The 14,310-nt window shown below is 64.3% G+C and carries 17 protein-coding genes; 7 read left to right on the top strand and 10 right to left on the bottom strand.

What is annotated here, in order from left to right:
* The first annotated feature begins 180 nt into the window (after positions 1 to 180).
* Positions 181 to 858 carry a hypothetical protein gene (locus tag ABMD26_RS17380; RefSeq protein ID WP_134723379.1) on the top strand — a complete coding sequence of 226 codons (678 nt, stop codon included), beginning with the start codon at positions 181 to 183 and terminating at the stop codon, positions 856 to 858.
* A 104-nt stretch (positions 859 to 962) separates the two neighbouring features.
* Complete coding sequence (locus ABMD26_RS17375) at positions 963 to 2,579, top strand: NAD(P)/FAD-dependent oxidoreductase (RefSeq protein WP_354310932.1); 1,617 nt, start codon at positions 963 to 965, stop codon at positions 2,577 to 2,579.
* A 61-nt stretch (positions 2,580 to 2,640) separates the two neighbouring features.
* Here the strand turns inward: ABMD26_RS17375 and ABMD26_RS17370 are convergent, their stop codons facing one another.
* The 5 genes from ABMD26_RS17370 to dinG form a co-directional block, all read right to left on the bottom strand.
* Entirely contained in the window at positions 2,641 to 3,105 is a 465-nt protein-coding gene (locus tag ABMD26_RS17370; RefSeq protein ID WP_049862202.1) for an outer membrane lipoprotein, read from the bottom strand.
* 176 nt (positions 3,106 to 3,281) lie between these two features.
* The gene (pdxH, locus tag ABMD26_RS17365) at positions 3,282 to 3,929 is read right to left on the bottom strand and encodes a pyridoxamine 5'-phosphate oxidase (RefSeq protein WP_354310929.1); all 648 of its coding nucleotides are present in this window, start codon (positions 3,927 to 3,929) and stop codon (positions 3,282 to 3,284) included.
* A gap of 16 nt (positions 3,930 to 3,945) precedes the next feature.
* Entirely contained in the window at positions 3,946 to 4,926 is a 981-nt protein-coding gene (locus ABMD26_RS17360) for an OmpA family protein (RefSeq protein ID WP_354310927.1), read from the bottom strand.
* A 123-nt stretch (positions 4,927 to 5,049) separates the two neighbouring features.
* Positions 5,050 to 6,195, bottom strand: coding sequence for a serine hydrolase domain-containing protein (locus ABMD26_RS17355; RefSeq protein WP_134723383.1), 1,146 nt, complete (start codon positions 6,193 to 6,195; stop codon positions 5,050 to 5,052).
* Positions 6,196 to 6,306: 111 nt separating this feature from the next.
* The gene (gene dinG / locus ABMD26_RS17350) at positions 6,307 to 8,451 is read right to left on the bottom strand and encodes an ATP-dependent DNA helicase DinG (RefSeq protein WP_090359652.1); all 2,145 of its coding nucleotides are present in this window, start codon (positions 8,449 to 8,451) and stop codon (positions 6,307 to 6,309) included.
* A 97-nt stretch (positions 8,452 to 8,548) separates the two neighbouring features.
* On the opposite strand from dinG, the gene ABMD26_RS17345 reads away from it, so the two are divergent.
* Positions 8,549 to 9,019 (top strand): DUF2269 family protein, encoded by a 471-nt coding sequence (locus ABMD26_RS17345; RefSeq protein ID WP_134723384.1) that lies wholly within the window; start codon positions 8,549 to 8,551, stop codon positions 9,017 to 9,019.
* Here ABMD26_RS17345 and ABMD26_RS17340 read toward each other — a convergent pair.
* The 4 genes from ABMD26_RS17340 to ABMD26_RS17325 form a co-directional block, all read right to left on the bottom strand.
* Entirely contained in the window at positions 9,016 to 9,774 is a 759-nt protein-coding gene (locus ABMD26_RS17340; protein ID WP_049862208.1) for a hypothetical protein, read from the bottom strand. The genes ABMD26_RS17345 and ABMD26_RS17340 overlap by 4 nt on opposite strands.
* The gene (locus ABMD26_RS17335) at positions 9,767 to 10,045 is read right to left on the bottom strand and encodes a DUF1145 domain-containing protein (protein ID WP_049862209.1); all 279 of its coding nucleotides are present in this window, start codon (positions 10,043 to 10,045) and stop codon (positions 9,767 to 9,769) included. Before ABMD26_RS17335 ends, ABMD26_RS17340 begins: the two co-directional genes overlap by 8 nt.
* Positions 10,046 to 10,139: 94 nt before the next feature.
* Positions 10,140 to 10,868 (bottom strand): PA1041 family peptidoglycan-binding anchor lipoprotein, encoded by a 729-nt coding sequence (locus ABMD26_RS17330; RefSeq protein WP_134723486.1) that lies wholly within the window; start codon positions 10,866 to 10,868, stop codon positions 10,140 to 10,142.
* 101 nt (positions 10,869 to 10,969) lie between these two features.
* Positions 10,970 to 11,674, bottom strand: coding sequence for a PA1041 family peptidoglycan-binding anchor lipoprotein (locus tag ABMD26_RS17325; RefSeq protein WP_354310922.1), 705 nt, complete (start codon positions 11,672 to 11,674; stop codon positions 10,970 to 10,972).
* Between the two features lie 163 nt (positions 11,675 to 11,837).
* On the opposite strand from ABMD26_RS17325, the gene ABMD26_RS17320 reads away from it, so the two are divergent.
* Together ABMD26_RS17320 and ABMD26_RS17315 are read left to right on the top strand one after the other, a co-directional pair.
* Positions 11,838 to 12,335, top strand: coding sequence for a DUF6231 family protein (locus ABMD26_RS17320; RefSeq protein WP_090359657.1), 498 nt, complete (start codon positions 11,838 to 11,840; stop codon positions 12,333 to 12,335).
* 1 nt (position 12,336) lies between these two features.
* Positions 12,337 to 12,813, top strand: a complete 477-nt coding sequence (locus ABMD26_RS17315; protein ID WP_056843816.1) for a YchJ family protein — start codon at positions 12,337 to 12,339, stop codon at positions 12,811 to 12,813.
* Here ABMD26_RS17315 and ABMD26_RS17310 read toward each other — a convergent pair.
* Entirely contained in the window at positions 12,803 to 13,345 is a 543-nt protein-coding gene (locus tag ABMD26_RS17310) for a hypothetical protein (RefSeq protein ID WP_134723386.1), read from the bottom strand. The two genes, ABMD26_RS17315 and ABMD26_RS17310, sit on opposite strands and share 11 nt — an antisense overlap.
* A 169-nt stretch (positions 13,346 to 13,514) precedes the next feature.
* Here ABMD26_RS17310 and ABMD26_RS17305 point away from each other — a divergent pair, with 169 nt between their 5' ends.
* Positions 13,515 to 14,000 (top strand): LEA/WHy family protein, encoded by a 486-nt coding sequence (locus tag ABMD26_RS17305; protein WP_192000930.1) that lies wholly within the window; start codon positions 13,515 to 13,517, stop codon positions 13,998 to 14,000.
* A gap of 86 nt (positions 14,001 to 14,086) precedes the next feature.
* On the top strand, positions 14,087 to 14,290 hold the full coding sequence (locus tag ABMD26_RS17300; RefSeq protein WP_082223728.1) for an SEC-C metal-binding domain-containing protein: 204 nt from the start codon (positions 14,087 to 14,089) through the stop codon (positions 14,288 to 14,290).
* The last annotated feature ends 20 nt before the right edge of the window (positions 14,291 to 14,310 follow it).

The raw sequence follows: 14,310 nt of genomic DNA, 5'->3' as shown, positions 1-14,310 counted from the left end.
GGTCTGCGGCCGCGAAGGCATCACCGCGGCTCGACTGACAGACCGCGGTAGGGCCTTCGCGGCCGCGGACCGCTCCTACGGTAGACCGTGAAATGGAGTGAGCGGCGTAGCCCAATCCCCGTGAACACGCTTTTCACGCCCCCTGTGCTACCGTGCCCTCCATTGTTCAGGAGACCCACGATGCACCTGCCCCGCTCCCTCGCCATGCTCGCCCTGCTGCCGCTGCTCGCCAGTTGCCAATCCTTCTTCAGCCGCGCACCTGACGCGCCCTCCACCGCCGGTCTGACGCGCATGCAAGGCGCACTGCAAGGTGACAACGGCCGGCTGTTCTTCCAGCCCTGCGGCGATCCGCGCCGCTACGCGGTCATCGACAGCAACGACACCGGCGTGCTTCAGGAGGCCTCGCAGCTGGCGGGCAATCGCCCTGTGATCTACGCCGACCTGCGCGGGCGTTTCGATGCCAGCACCAACGGCGGCACCGATGGCCAGTTGCGCCTGCATCAACTGTATCGACTCGATCGATCGCTGGCCGCGTGCAAGGACCCGGACTTCAAACTGTCCAGCCTGAGCGCCGGTGGCGAGTCCCCGCGCTGGCAGGTCAGGGTCACGGGCCAGGGCATGGTCGTGGACCGTGAAGGTCAGGCCCCCCTCGCGTTGCCCTATGTCGAAGAGCAGGTCGGCGGCGGTCGCTTCAACCTGTCCACCGAAGCCAACAACCAGCGCATCGAGCTGTGGGTGGCTCCCCAGCGCTGTGTGGATTCGCGCAACAACGGTGTGCAGTTCCTCTCCGCCGAACTGCGCGTGAACGGCGAGGTACAGCGTGGCTGCGCCACCTTCGGCGGAGCGCGCAACCAGTAACCCGCACCGTCCGGCGTTTTTTACCTGACGTCGGGCGGCGCATCGCGTTTATAATGCCGGGTTCTGTTATGCCCCCGGGGCGCGCCCGGATTTTTGGACCTGTCATGCTACGAATCACCGAACTCAAGTTGCCCCTGGACCACTCCGACGACGCCCTGCGCCCTGCCATCGTGCAGCGCCTGGGCATCGCCGACGCCGACCTGCTGGACTTCACCCTGTTCAAGCGCAGCTACGATGCGCGCAAGAAGAACAGCGAACTGCAGTTCATCTACACCATCGATCTGCAGGTGAATGGCGAAGCCGACGTGCTCGAGCGCTTCGTCGATGACCACAACGTCAACGTGGCTCCGGATGTCAGCTACAAGGTCGTCGGGCGTGCACCGCAGGACTATGCCCAGCGTCCCTTGGTGGTAGGTTTCGGACCTTGCGGGATCTTTGCCGCCCTGCTGCTGGCCCAGATGGGCTTCAAGCCCATCGTGCTCGAGCGTGGCAAGGAGGTGCGTCAGCGCACCAAGGACACCTGGGGCCTGTGGCGCAAGAACGTGCTCAACGCCGAATCCAACGTGCAGTTCGGCGAGGGTGGCGCCGGTACCTTCTCCGACGGCAAGCTCTACAGCCAGATCAAGGACCCGTACCACCACGGGCGCAAGGTTCTGCACGAATTCGTCAAGGCCGGCGCGCCCGAGGAAATCCTCTACGTCAGCAAGCCGCACATCGGGACGTTCCGCCTGACCGGCATGGTCGAGAACATGCGCCAGCAGATCATCGCCCTGGGCGGCGAGATCCGTTTCGAGCAAAAGGTCACCGATCTCTTGATCGATGGCGAGCGTCTGCAGGGTGTGGTCCTGGAAAGCGGCGAGCAACTGCATTCCAATCACGTGATCATGGCCTTGGGGCACAGCGCCCGCGACACCTTCCGCATGCTCCACGCACGCAACGTGTTCATGGAAGCCAAGCCTTTTTCCATCGGTTTCCGTATCGAGCATCCGCAAGGCATCATCGACCGGGCTCGACTGGGCAAATACGCCGGGCATCCGAAGCTGGGCGCGGCTGACTACAAGCTGGTGCACCACGCCAAGAATGGCCGGTCGGTCTACAGCTTCTGCATGTGCCCGGGCGGTACCGTAGTGGCAGCGACGTCAGAACCGGGTCGCGTGGTCACCAACGGCATGAGCCAGTACTCGCGTAACGAGCGTAATGCCAACTCCGGTATCGTCGTCGGCATCACACCCGAGCAGGATTATCCAGGTGGCCCGCTGGCCGGGATCGAGCTGCAGGAGCAGCTCGAATCCACTGCGTATCTGCTGGGCGGCAGCAACTACCAGGCGCCCGCGCAACTGCTGGGCGACTTCGTGGCCGGCAAGCCGTCCACCGCACTGGGCAGCGTCGAGCCTTCCTACAAGCCCGGCGTCACCTTGGGCGACCTGGCGCTTTCGTTGCCGGAATTCGCCATCGAAGCGATCCGCGAAGCGCTGCCGGCGTTCGAGCGCCAGATCAGAGGCTTCTCGATGCACGACGCCGTACTGACCGGTATCGAGACCCGTACGTCCTCGCCGCTGCGCATCACCCGCGGCGTCGACTACCAGAGCCTCAACCTCAAAGGCCTGTTCCCAGCCGGTGAAGGCGCAGGCTATGCCGGCGGGATTCTCTCCGCCGGTGTCGACGGCGTACGCATCGCCGAAGCCGTGGCCCGCGACATTCTTGGCCTGCAACCGGCCTAGGTTGCCGATCCGCAAGCATGAAAAAACCGGCCGAGGCCGGTTTTTTCATGACAGGGTTCGCTTAGTGAGCGACGCGGCTGGTGCCGTCTACCGTCATGATGCGGACACGTTCGCCAACGCGGAAAATCTCGTTCTCCTGCACGGCCTGAACGTAGGCACGCATGCTGCCGTCATCCTCGCGCACAGTGATTTCCACGCCTTGGGTACGGGTGAAACCTTCCTCGGTCGCCGAACCCAGCAGGCCACCGGCCACGGCGCCGATCACGGCCGCGACGATGCTGCCACGGCCACCGCCTACCGCGCTGCCGGCGACACCACCGACCACCGCGCCAGCACCGCCGCCGATTGGCGTCTTGGTGCCTTCGATCTTGACCGGACGCAGCGACTCGATGGTGCCCATGCGCACGGTTTGCACGCGGCGCGCTTCATCGCGCGAATAGGAGTCGCCCGACAGATTGGAGGCGCATCCGCCCAGCAACAGGGACATCGTGGTGAAGCAGGCAACTAACAGAACTGACTTGCGCATTTTGGCAGGACTCCATGGGACGTGTGTTCATTAGACGCCGCAGGGCAACGGCTGTCACGACACGGTCTATAAAAATTTAAGTCATGTTGGCGTCAGACGGGGCTGATGCAGGCCAGGAAGCTCGACCGGCCACTGAACGTCTGGACAACGTTCAGTGGCAAAAGGTCAGAGCAGGGTCAGGGCGCCAGGCGTTCGCGGATCCACGAACCGGCGTCGAGGCGGTAGTTCAGGCGGTCGTGCAGGCGACTGGGTCGCCCCTGCCAGAACTCGATGCGATCAGGAACCAGACGGTAGCCGCCCCAGTGCGCCGGGCACTGCGGTTCGGTACCGCTGAAACGCTGCTCTGTCGCTTCAAGCAACGCTTGCAGTTCGCCACGATCGGCAATGACTTGGCTCTGCGGCGACGCCCAGGCACCCAGGCGACTGCCCAGTGGGCGGACCTGGTAATAGGCGTCGGACTCGGCCGCACTCACCTTGCTCACCCTCCCCTCGATGCGGACCTGCCGCTCAAGGGTAGGCCAGAAGAAAGTCATGGCCGCAAACGGCCGTTGCGCCAGCTGCTGGCCCTTGGCGCTGTCGTAGTTGCTGAAGAAGGTAAAACCCTGTTCATCCAGGCCCTTGAGCAGCAACACACGGCAGTGCGGACGACCGTCGGCATCAACGGTCGCCAGCGTCATCGCGTTGGCTTCCACCGGCGCCTGTTCGGTGTTGACCGCATCGCCGAACCACTGGCCAAACAGGCTGAACGGCTCGGACGGCGCCTGGGCCTCGTCCAGGCCATCACGGGTGTAGCTACGGCGCATATCGGCCAGGGCTTGCGTCATGGCATCGATCCTTGCATCAGTGCGCCTTGGCCTGGTCGTTGTTCACGGCTTTCTTGGCGACAGCTTTCTTGGCCTCGGTTTTCTTGGCAGCCGGTGCAGCTTTCTTGGCCACGGCGGGCATGGCTGCGGTCTTCTTGGCGGTTGCAGCCTTGGCTGGCGCCTTGGCGGCTGGCTTGGCAACCGGCGCCGGCACAGCCTTGACGTCCTGGGTCGCCAGCATTTCAGCGGCGGTGAAGGTCGGCTGGTTGTACTTGGCCAGCAGCGCCAGCATGGTGTTCTGCGGGGTCAGGAGAATTTCCACGCGGCGGTTCAGCGACCGGCCTTCGACGCTGTCGTTGGCGGCGCGCGGCATGACCGAGCCCATGCCACGCAACGTCAGGCGGTCACGCTGCAGACCGCTGAGACGGAAGATCGAGGCGATCGACTGTGCGCGTTCCTGACTCAGTTTCTGGTTCAACGGCGCGGCACCGCTGGTGTCGGCGTGGCCCAGAATCAGGACGGCGGCCTTGTGGTCGGCATCGATGGCCTTGGCCACACGGGTGATCGGGCCGAGGCTGATCGGCAGCAACATCGAAGGGCGGTCCGGGTTGAACGAAGAGTCGACCGGCGCGGTGATCACCAACAGGTCTTCGCGACGCTCGAGCTCGAACTTGCTGTCCTTGATGGCTTCGCGCAGCTTCGGCTCATAGGCGTCGAGCCAGGCCTGGGTAACCTTGGGGTCAACCTTGGGCACTTCGGCGACCTTGGCCTGAGCAGGCGTGCTGCTGGCACCGAACGGCCACCACCAGCGGCTTTCGCTGTCGGACTTGGAGTCGGCCTTGGCCACCTTTTCGTTGATGGCCTGCTCGACGTCCTTGTCAGCCGTCTTGCTGGCGACTGCGTCACGGCCAAATGGCCACCAGCTATGCCCGCCCTGGGCCGAGGAATCCTGGGGAGTTTGAGCACAACCGGTAGCGGCCAGGCACAAGGCAAACGCGATGGATTTATTCGGTGACATGGTGGTTCCACAAGGTGTTGGTAAATACAAACCGGTTTAACAAACCGGCCTAAATTATTGATTGCTAGAGTAGTGCAGGCATAGCCCAACGGACGACCGCTGGTCGATTTCTGATCAATTGCTTCAGAGGCAAGCGCGCAGAACGCGGACCAGGTGCTGCGCTCGCGGGTCCATCAGTACATAGGGGCCCAGTGTATTCACGGCAAAGCCCATGGCAACATCGTGCTCCGGATCGGCGAAGCCGACCGACCCCCCTGCTCCGGGATGACCGAAGGCACCGGCGCCGAGGCCGAAGGTGGCGTTGGCCACTTTCGGCTGATCGAGCATGCAGCCCAGACCGAATCGCGTTGGCGTCATCAGGGTCTTGTCCATGCCCAGGCTGTGTTCACGGGTCAGCTCTGCCAGCAGCTCGGGCTCGAGCAGGCTGCCATCGAGCAGGCCGGCGTAGAAACCGGCCAGACTGCGGGCATTGCCATGACCGTTCGCCGCAGGTTGCTCCATGCGGCGCCATTCCGGCTTGTTGGTACTGGTCAGCACCGACGGTGGATTGGTGAAGGCGCGGGTGGCCATGGCTTCGGGTTCACGCATGGTGACCTGCAACAGACGCTGGGCCGCTTCGTCGCCGACGTTGCCCTTGCCACGGGCGATGTGTGCAACGCGATGAAACTCCTCGTCGGGCAGCCCGACATGGAAGTCCAGCCCGAGAGGCCGGGCAACCCGCGCCATGATCGATTCGCCGGGGCCGCGATGATCGGCCCGGCGCAGCAGCTCGCCGACCAGCCAGCCGTAGGTGATGGCGGCATAGCCATGGCCCGTGCCCGGCGACCACCACGGCGTTTCCGCCGCCAGTGCGGCGGTCATGCGTGGCCAGTCGTAGAGCGCTTCGGGCGGCAACAGGTCACGCAGGGCCGGCAGACCGGCCTGGTGGCTGAGCAGATGACGCAGGGTGATCGATTGTTTGCCGGCTGCGGCGAATTCCGGCCAGTACTGTGCTACCGGCACGTCCAGCGCCAGCTTGCCCTCGGCGACCAGCTGCAGGGCGGTCACGGCGGTGAAGGTCTTGGTGCAGGAAAACAGGTTGAGGATGGTATCGCTGTGCCAGGCCTGGGCACCGTCCTTGTCGGCGGTTCCCGCCCACAGGTCGACAACCGTTTCCCCACCGATCTGGATGCACAGTGCGGCACCGCGCTCCTGGGGGTTGTCGAACAATGCCGCGAACGCCTCGCGCACGGCTTCGAACTGCAGCTCGAAGTGACCTTGTATCTGCACCCTGACTCCCATCGACCGCGTGGCAAAAAATGAAGGGCATTGTTTCAGCGATTCAGCGCTTTGGGAACCGCCCTGCCAGGGAGAATTGTTTCATCTGGCCTGCACAGGCCATCACGAAATTTCGCGGCGGAACGGTGGCAAGGCATTGAGGATCGCCTTGCCGTAGCGCTGGGTCACCAAGCGCCGATCGAGCAGCGTGATGGTGCCGCGGTCCTGCTCGGTACGCAGCAGCCGCCCGCAGGCCTGGATCAGGCGCAGCGAGGCATCGGGCACGGCGATCTCCATGAACGGGTTGCCGCCACGCGCCTCGATCCATTCCGCCAGCGCCGCCTCCACCGGGTCATCGGGCACCGCAAAGGGGATCTTGGCGATGATCACGTGCTCGCAGTAGGCGCCTGGCAGGTCGACCCCTTCGGCGAAGCTGGCAAGGCCGAACAGTACGCTGGAGTCGCCGCCATCGACTCGCGCCTTGTGCTTGTTCAAGGTTTCCTGCTTGGACAGGTTGCCCTGGATGAACACCTGCTTGCGCCAGTCGCGGTCCAGCCCGTCGAACACGTCCTGCATCTGCTTGCGCGAGGAAAACAGCACCAGCGAGCCGCGATAGCCTTCGACCAGGTCCGGCAGGTCACGGATGATGGCCGCCGTATGCGCGGCCGCATCGCGGGGGTCGGCACGCAGGTCGGGAACCCGCAGCACGCCTGCCTGCTCATGGTGAAAGGGGCTGGGCACGATGGCAGTCACCGACGCTTTCGGTATACCGGCGCGCATGCGGAACCGATCGAACTTGCCCAAGGCAGTCAGGGTGGCCGAGGTCACCAGGGCGCCGTAGGCAACGTTCCACAGGTTGCGACGCAGCATTTCCGCCGCCAGGATCGGGCTGGCATTGACCTCGATGTCATAGAGCGCACTGCTGTCGGCCAGGGTCAGCCAGCGGGCCATGGGCGGGCTGTCTTCGGGGTCTTCGGCGGTGAACGCGGTCCACAGCTCCCAACTGCCCTGTGCGCGTGCCAGCAGGCTGCCGAACAGGGGGTACCACTCTTCGGCCTGGTGACTGGCGATGCCGACGTTCTTCTCGCCGTCCATGCCTTCCTTGAGCAGCTCGCTCAGGCGGGTGAACAGATCCGTCAGTTTGGAGAAGCCCTTCTTCAGCTCGATGCCCATTTCCCGCATGTGCTCGGGAATCACACCGCCCACGAAGCGATGGCGTGGCCGTTCGCGGCCTTCCATGTCTTCGCCCGGCTTGAAGTCCGCCAGTTGCTCGCAGGCGCTGAACATGAACTGCTGCTGGGTCTTGATCTCGCGGGCCAGCTCCGGGACCTGCTCGATCAGGCGCCCCAGGTCGCCGGGCAGCGGATGCTGGGCCAATAGCTTGGTCAGGTTCTTGGCCGTGGTTTCCAGCCAGTCGGCCGTGGAGCGCAGGCGGCTGTAGTGGGCGAAATGACCAATGGCCTTGTCGGGCAGGTGATGACCTTCGTCGAATACATAGACGGTGTCACGCGGATCGGGCAGTACCGCGCCACCGCCCAACGCCAGGTCGGCGAGCACCATGTCATGGTTGGTCACGATCACATCGACCTTGCCCATCCCTTCACGCGCCTTGTAGAAGGCGCATTGCTGGAAGTTCGGGCAATGGCGGCTGGTGCACTGGCTGTGATCGGTGGTCAGGCGTGACCATTGCTGGTCTTCCAGGGCGACCGGCCAACTGTCGCGATCGCCGTCCCATTTATTGCCGGCCAGTTTCTCGATCATGCTGGTGAACAGCTTCTGACTCGCCTCGTCCACCTCGATCTTGAAGCCTTCCTCTTCGAACAACTGCGCGGTCGCGCTCTGCGCATGACCTTCCTGCAGCAGCACGTCGAGCTTGGACAGGCACAGATAGCGCCCACGGCCCTTGGCCAGGGAAAAGGTGAAGTTCAGACCACTGTTGCGCATCAGGTCGGGCAGGTCCTTGAAGACGATCTGCTCCTGCAGCGCCACCGTGGCCGTGGCGATCACCAGGCGCTTGCCGGCTGCCTTGGCGACCGGAATGGCGGCCAGGCTGTAGGCTACCGTCTTGCCCGTACCGGTACCCGCCTCGACCGCCACCACGGCCGGATCGCCGCTGCGACGACCTTCTTCATCGCAGGCGATATCGCCCAATACCTTGGCGATTTCGGCAATCATCAGACGCTGGCCGTAGCGCGGCTTGAGGCTCTTGGCTTCGAGAAAACGCGTGTAGGCGCCCTGGATCGTGGTTTTGAGTTCGTTACTGATCATCGACTGGTCATGGCGAAAGGCTGGATATATTTTCAGTGTTTCTCATCGGGTCGCTATCATACCCTGCTCGACTTCGATGTGCTGGCTGGAGATAACCATGAGCGCCGACGGCGTCTTCCAAACCCTGCACGGGCTCGCTGCACTGATATGGCTGGGCGGCATGCTCGCGACCTGGATGATCCTGCGCCCCGCCGGGCTTGCAGCGGCTTCGCGAGCTCGGCGCTTGACGCGCCTGGCGAATATTTTCCCACAGGTGTTCGGCTGGATCTGGGCAGCCGTGCTGATTCTTCCGATCAGCGGCGTCGCCCTGCTGCGCCTGCACTTCACCGGCTTCGAGACGGCGCCCCGCGATGTGCAGATCATGATGGGCCTGTACGTGATCATGGCGGCGCTGTTCCTGCGCATGCAGGGGCTGCAACTGCCCGCGCTGCGCAAAGCCGTCGCGGCCCAGGACTGGGCGGACGGCATGGCTGCCACGAAAAAACTGCGACGCCTGGCCATCGCGGGTCTGCTGCTGGGCCTGGCCGTCGTGGTGCTGGCCATGGCTAGACAGCTTAACGGCGTTTAAAAGCGCTGGACGCTCAAGGTGCCCGCAGCGCCCGCCTCGCCGACACGTCCTGGCAAGCCCTCACGGCCCGACTTGCCGCCTTCGGCGCGGTACACCACGCAGCCCTTGGATTTGCCGCCGGCGCCTGCACGTCCCGGCACACCGGCTGCACCGCCCTGGCCGCCATCGGTGCGGACCTTGATCGATTCGCTGGCAAAGGTGGCCGGTACGCGCAGACGGACGTTGGCGCCAGACGCCCCTGGCAGGCCATCGCCACCATTGTCGCCATTGCCACCGCGTCCCGCCGAACCCCAGGTGCAGCCGGGCGCCTCGCCATTGCCGCCATCGAGGCCGGCATAGCCATCGGCGCCCGCGCCACCGCGCGCATCGATGTTCAATTCCTGAGCGTTGAGCGATTGCAGCTGCACGTCGAGATTGCGCCCCGCACGCGCCGCCTTCTGGTGAGTGCCCGGTGCCCCGCGGGCCAGGATCTGGCTGCCACTGCCCAGTTCGGCGTGCTGCGCTCGCAGGCGCAGCTCCTGCTCGCCCGGCACCACGGCGATGCGTGCCTCATGCCCCAGGCGCAATTGCTCGACACTGAGGTCGGTCAGGTTGGCAGGAATCAACAGGGTGCCGTAATCCGCCACGTCCAGCCGTTGCAGCTGCAGCACGCTGGAGCTGGCCGGCAGGCGCAGCAGGGAATGAGGTTCGACACTGACCGACTCGGCCAATGCCAGCGGCGCAAACAGTACTGCCAACAGACCCAGCTTACGCATGGCTAGCCTCGGTATCGAGCGGTGCAGGAATGGATTGGATATGAAAGATCCCGGCCAGCAGGATCTGCACGCGATCGAGCCAGGGATGGCTGCGCCCGCGCAGGCGCTTGTTGAAAGCGACGACTTCGATCACATGCAGCAGCAACAGCGTGCCGCCGGCCAGATTGATCAATGCATGAAACGGTTTGACCATCGGCATGAACAGGTTGAGCAGCACCACCCACCAGAACAGCAGCGTCAGACATTTACCCAGAATCAGAAATCCTTTCATGTGCCCCCCACGGCATCGGCTAGGCGCACATTAACGGCTGGGGGGTGGCGGTGACCAGAGGCCGGCAGGAAAAAGCTCCGTCGGCCTCTATTCATCAATGCGTCAGATGGATTTCCACACGACGGTTCTTGGCCCGTCCGGCGTCGGTGTCATTGCTGTCGACCGGCTCGCTTTCGCCGCGACCTTCGCTGCTCAGCTTGTCTGCCGCAACGCCTTGCGACAGCAGAAAGGAGACCACGCTGGCAGCACGCTGCTCGGACAGCTTCTGGTTGAAGGCATCGCTGCCGACGCTGTCGGTATGGCCGATGATCCTGACCGTGGCCACCTGGGAGGCCTTGATGCGCGAGGCCAGGGAAGTCAGTTCGGTACGGGCGCTGCCGGTGAGTTCGGCGCTGCCGAATTCGAACGGCACATCGCCGGCATCGCTCAGGGTCACGACCTCGGGGATGTCCGCCACGGGTGGCTCAGGCGCCTTGGTGACCGCCGGATACACGGGCAACGGGCAGCCGTTGTGTTTGACCGGGGTGTTGGGAGGGGTGTCGGGGCAACGGTCGCGGCGGTCGAACACGCCGTCTTCGTCCTTGTCGCCATCCTGGGCGTAGCAGACCAGGCCAGCGGCTACGGCGCCCGCCAGACCGCCACCGGCAGCCCAGGCTCCGCTTTCGATGGCACCCAGCCCACCACCGGCCAGGCCGCCCAGCACGCTGCAAACCGGCCAGGTACGCGAATTCAGTGGAGATGCGCCATCACGGGTGGTGCTACAACCGCCCAGCACACCAGCGACCAGCAGAGCGGGAAGTACGGCCCGCGATAGATCTTTCAGCATCATTCAAGGCTCCTGAGTCGCCGGCGGGTGCCGGCAACTGAGAAGTAAAGCGTGCCGCCGGTCGTTGTACAAGGCGACTGGCGGTCACTGATAAAGGTTCAACGCTGGATGAGAATCTCGGTACGGCGGTTCATGGCGCGACCGTCTGCGGTGTCGTTGTCGGCGACCGGTTGGGCTTCGCCCATACCTTTGACCGATACCACGCTGGCACGCGGCACGCCGCTGCTCACCAGGTAGTCAGTCACCGCCTTGGCGCGCTGCTCGGACAAGCGTTGGTTGTAGGCGTCTCTGCCAACACTGTCGGTATGACCGCTGACGCTCAGGCGCGCCGTGGTGGCCTCGGTTTTCAAGCGGGTAGCGACGGTATCGAGTTGCGCCCGGTCGGCGGCGGTGAGCGTGGCCTTGTCGAATTCGAAATGCACGTTGCGGATGACGATCGTTTCCTCCTTGGGCAGCGGTGCCGGTTCGGCGGCAACGGGCATCGGCGCCGGAGCGGGCGGTGGGCAACCGTTGGCGTCGACCGGTGTGCCCTTGGGCGTGCCGGGACACTTGTCGCGACTGTCCGGTACGCCATCACCATCCTCGTCGCCATCGCCATGCACCCAGCAATAGGCCGCACCGACACCGGCCGCCGCTGCGCCGACGCCTGCGGCCAGCGATCCGCTTTCGATGGCACCCAGCGCCGCGCCGGTCACGCCGCCCACGGCTGCACACATCGGCCAGTCGGTTTTCTGCAAGCCTGCGCAACCGGTCAGCACACTGCTGACCAGGATCAAGGGTAACGCCGTCCGAACTATGCTCATCTAGGTTTCTCCTCAGGGAAATCGGCGACAGGGGCCGATGTTCAGGGAGTAAAGACTGCCCGGGCCATATGCGCCAGCAATAAGCCATGTCGGGACGGCTCAATCAGTGCTGGGCCATCAGGCCGAGGCCCTATAATGTGACGGCCAAGACCGAGGAGTAGCAATGACCGACGCATTTTCTGCCCGCACCCCGCAACAGGCCCTGGCGGCCCTGCTCGAACGCCATGCGCCCCAGCGCCTGCTGCTGATCGGCGCCAGCGACTTCCCCGCCCTGGCGGCGTTCGAGGCGGCGCACCCCGAAACCCAGATCTCCAGAGCGGCGCCCGGCCCCCTGCCCGCGCATCTTGCCGGACAGCGCTTCGACCTGGCGCTGGCGCTGGATTGCCTGGAGCATTTGAGCAAGCCCGAAGGCACGCGCCTGCTGGCCGGCATCCGCAACCTCAATGCGAGCTGCATTGCCGTGCTGGCCGACCCCGTCGCCAGCGGGTGGAACGACACCGACTTCTACGCCCTGGCCCTGCAGGCCAGCGAGCGCTTTGCCCGCGACCAGCAGGTGCTCACGCTGTACACCTATGATGTGCGCGAATACAAACAAGTCCCGGATTGGCTCAACGCCAAGTTCTGGGCCAACCCGGAAAACTTTGGCAAGTATTGGTGGTGATATGAGCGTTTCGATCTGTCCGTGCGCAAGTGGCAATCTGCTGCCGGCCTGTTGCGGCCGCTATCACGAAGGCCAGCCGGCCCCCGATGCGCAGAGTCTGATGCGCTCGCGCTACAGCGCCTACGTGCTGGGCCTGGTCGATTATCTGGTGGCCACCACCCTGCACGCCCAGCAGGCCGGTCTCGACCGCCAGGCCATTGCCCAGTGGAGTTCGCAGAGTACCTGGCTGGGCCTGGAAGTCGTCGCGGCGGAAGTCTTCGGCGGCCAACCCGAACATGCCTTCGTGACCTTCAGCGCCCGCTGGCACGACAGCGCCGGAGAACACTGCCACCGCGAGCGCTCCGCCTTCGTGCAGCACGACGGCCGCTGGTACTTCATCGACCCGACCGTACCACTCAAGGCCAGCCGTAACGACAGCTGCCCCTGCGCGAGCGGGCAGAAGTTCAAGAAGTGCTGCGCCAGCTACATCAGCCAATGACCCTGAGATGGGAAATGTCCGGCACCTGAATGCTTTCCTCGTGCCGCAACTGCCCCATGTCGCTGCCTGCGGGCGCCAGGCTGAACTGTTGCAGGTTGAGGTTCGGCGCACGTACTGCGGGCTTCTCCTCCTGCAGATCGGCGCCCACCTCGGCGATGGCGAAATCGGGGGCGTCGACGGCCACGAACGCCGCCATGTAGGCATCGCGCGGCACGACCTCGGCGCGGCGTGCCGCGGCCATGGGTTTCTGGCCGAAGTCACCTGCCGCGGCGGGCGCGGTCATGATGATTTCCTCGATCTCCTGGGCCATCTCGTCGATGCTCGCCACCGCGCCTGCGCGCGCCAGGGCTGCGCGGTACTTTTCCGCGGCCTGGGCATCGAGGTTGTTCTTGAGCACCAGTCGGCGCCCGGAAAACAGCAGCTCGATACGCTGGGCATCGGCCTTGAACAGGGTCGCCAGGTTGCTCTTGACCTGATCCAGCGACGCGCCAGGCACGCATTCACCGCTGAAAACGATCTCGTACAAGCTCATGGCAACTCTCCTGGCGTGACACCGTTGCCGGCAGTGGGGGTGGCAGCTAGATGCCGAAGGGCCAGCACCGTGACGGTGATTATGGACCACGATGTTTCGGCGCAACAAGCTCGCCCTTGTCATGCGCATAGGCCTTGTTAGACTCAGGGCAAATCCAGAGGTCCGCGCCATGTCCGCTTGCACTCTCGTTCTGCGCAGCATCGGCTTGCTCTCAGTGCTGGCGCTCACGGGATGCGCAACCTGGTTCACCGGCAACTACGAGGACCCCAAGGTGCACCTGGTCAAGGTCGAAGTGGTCAAGGCCAACCTGCTGCAGCAGCGCTTCATCCTCCGGTTTCGCATCGACAACCCCAACCGCCGCAGCCTGCCCGTACGTGGCATGAGCTACAGCGTGCGCCTGGAAGACATGCTGCTCACCGAGGGCGAGACCAGCGACTGGTTCAGCGTGGCCGGCAGAAGCGGCGAATACTATGAAGTGCCGGTGCGCACCAACCTCTGGCAACACGTGCGCGAGTTGTCCAAGCTGCTCAAGCATCCGGATCGACCGATCCGCTACGAGCTGCGCGGCGAACTGCGTACCGGCGTGCTGTTCGGTCACGATGTGGTACTCAATCACACCGGCGAAATCAACGCCCGCGGCCTGTCCGGCCACTGACCATCGCAAAGATTATTGGCGCAGCCCTTCTATTCCAGACCCAGGGTGAGATAATTCCGGCCAATTTCAATCACGGAGTTCCCCTGATGTCCCAGCAACCTCACGTGCACGGTCCTGACTGCAACCACGATCACGACCATCACCATGAGCACGACCACGGTCACGTGCATGGCCCGCACTGCAATCATGCTCCGCAGGAGCCGGTGCGCAATGCCCTCAAGGACGTCGGCCGCAACGATCCATGCCCGTGCGGCAGCGACAAGAAATTCAAGAAGTGCCACGGCGCCTGAGCCGAGCCTGTGCGTGAAGG

The organism is Pseudomonas sp. PvP001, assembly GCF_040546375.1.
Taxonomy (GTDB): Bacteria; Pseudomonadota; Gammaproteobacteria; order Pseudomonadales; family Pseudomonadaceae; genus Aquipseudomonas; species Aquipseudomonas coleopterorum.
This window is presented reverse-complemented; position numbering and strand designations above follow the sequence as displayed.

Excerpts from the sequence above, each read along its gene's own strand:
- ABMD26_RS17380 (WP_134723379.1), top strand. The coding sequence starts at position 181 with ATGCACCTGCCCCGCTCCCTCGCCATGCTCGCCCTGCTGCCGCTGCTC.
- ABMD26_RS17375 (WP_354310932.1), top strand. The coding sequence starts at position 963 with ATGCTACGAATCACCGAACTCAAGTTGCCCCTGGACCACTCCGACGAC.
- ABMD26_RS17370 (WP_049862202.1), bottom strand. The coding sequence starts at position 3,105 with ATGCGCAAGTCAGTTCTGTTAGTTGCCTGCTTCACCACGATGTCCCTG.
- pdxH (WP_354310929.1), bottom strand. The coding sequence starts at position 3,929 with ATGACGCAAGCCCTGGCCGATATGCGCCGTAGCTACACCCGTGATGGC.
- ABMD26_RS17360 (WP_354310927.1), bottom strand. The coding sequence starts at position 4,926 with ATGTCACCGAATAAATCCATCGCGTTTGCCTTGTGCCTGGCCGCTACC.
- dinG (WP_090359652.1), bottom strand. The coding sequence starts at position 8,451 with ATGATCAGTAACGAACTCAAAACCACGATCCAGGGCGCCTACACGCGT.
- ABMD26_RS17345 (WP_134723384.1), top strand. The coding sequence starts at position 8,549 with ATGAGCGCCGACGGCGTCTTCCAAACCCTGCACGGGCTCGCTGCACTG.
- ABMD26_RS17340 (WP_049862208.1), bottom strand. The coding sequence starts at position 9,774 with ATGCGTAAGCTGGGTCTGTTGGCAGTACTGTTTGCGCCGCTGGCATTG.
- ABMD26_RS17335 (WP_049862209.1), bottom strand. The coding sequence starts at position 10,045 with ATGAAAGGATTTCTGATTCTGGGTAAATGTCTGACGCTGCTGTTCTGG.
- ABMD26_RS17325 (WP_354310922.1), bottom strand. The coding sequence starts at position 11,674 with ATGAGCATAGTTCGGACGGCGTTACCCTTGATCCTGGTCAGCAGTGTG.
- ABMD26_RS17320 (WP_090359657.1), top strand. The coding sequence starts at position 11,838 with ATGACCGACGCATTTTCTGCCCGCACCCCGCAACAGGCCCTGGCGGCC.
- ABMD26_RS17315 (WP_056843816.1), top strand. The coding sequence starts at position 12,337 with ATGAGCGTTTCGATCTGTCCGTGCGCAAGTGGCAATCTGCTGCCGGCC.
- ABMD26_RS17310 (WP_134723386.1), bottom strand. The coding sequence starts at position 13,345 with ATGAGCTTGTACGAGATCGTTTTCAGCGGTGAATGCGTGCCTGGCGCG.
- ABMD26_RS17305 (WP_192000930.1), top strand. The coding sequence starts at position 13,515 with ATGTCCGCTTGCACTCTCGTTCTGCGCAGCATCGGCTTGCTCTCAGTG.
- ABMD26_RS17300 (WP_082223728.1), top strand. The coding sequence starts at position 14,087 with ATGTCCCAGCAACCTCACGTGCACGGTCCTGACTGCAACCACGATCAC.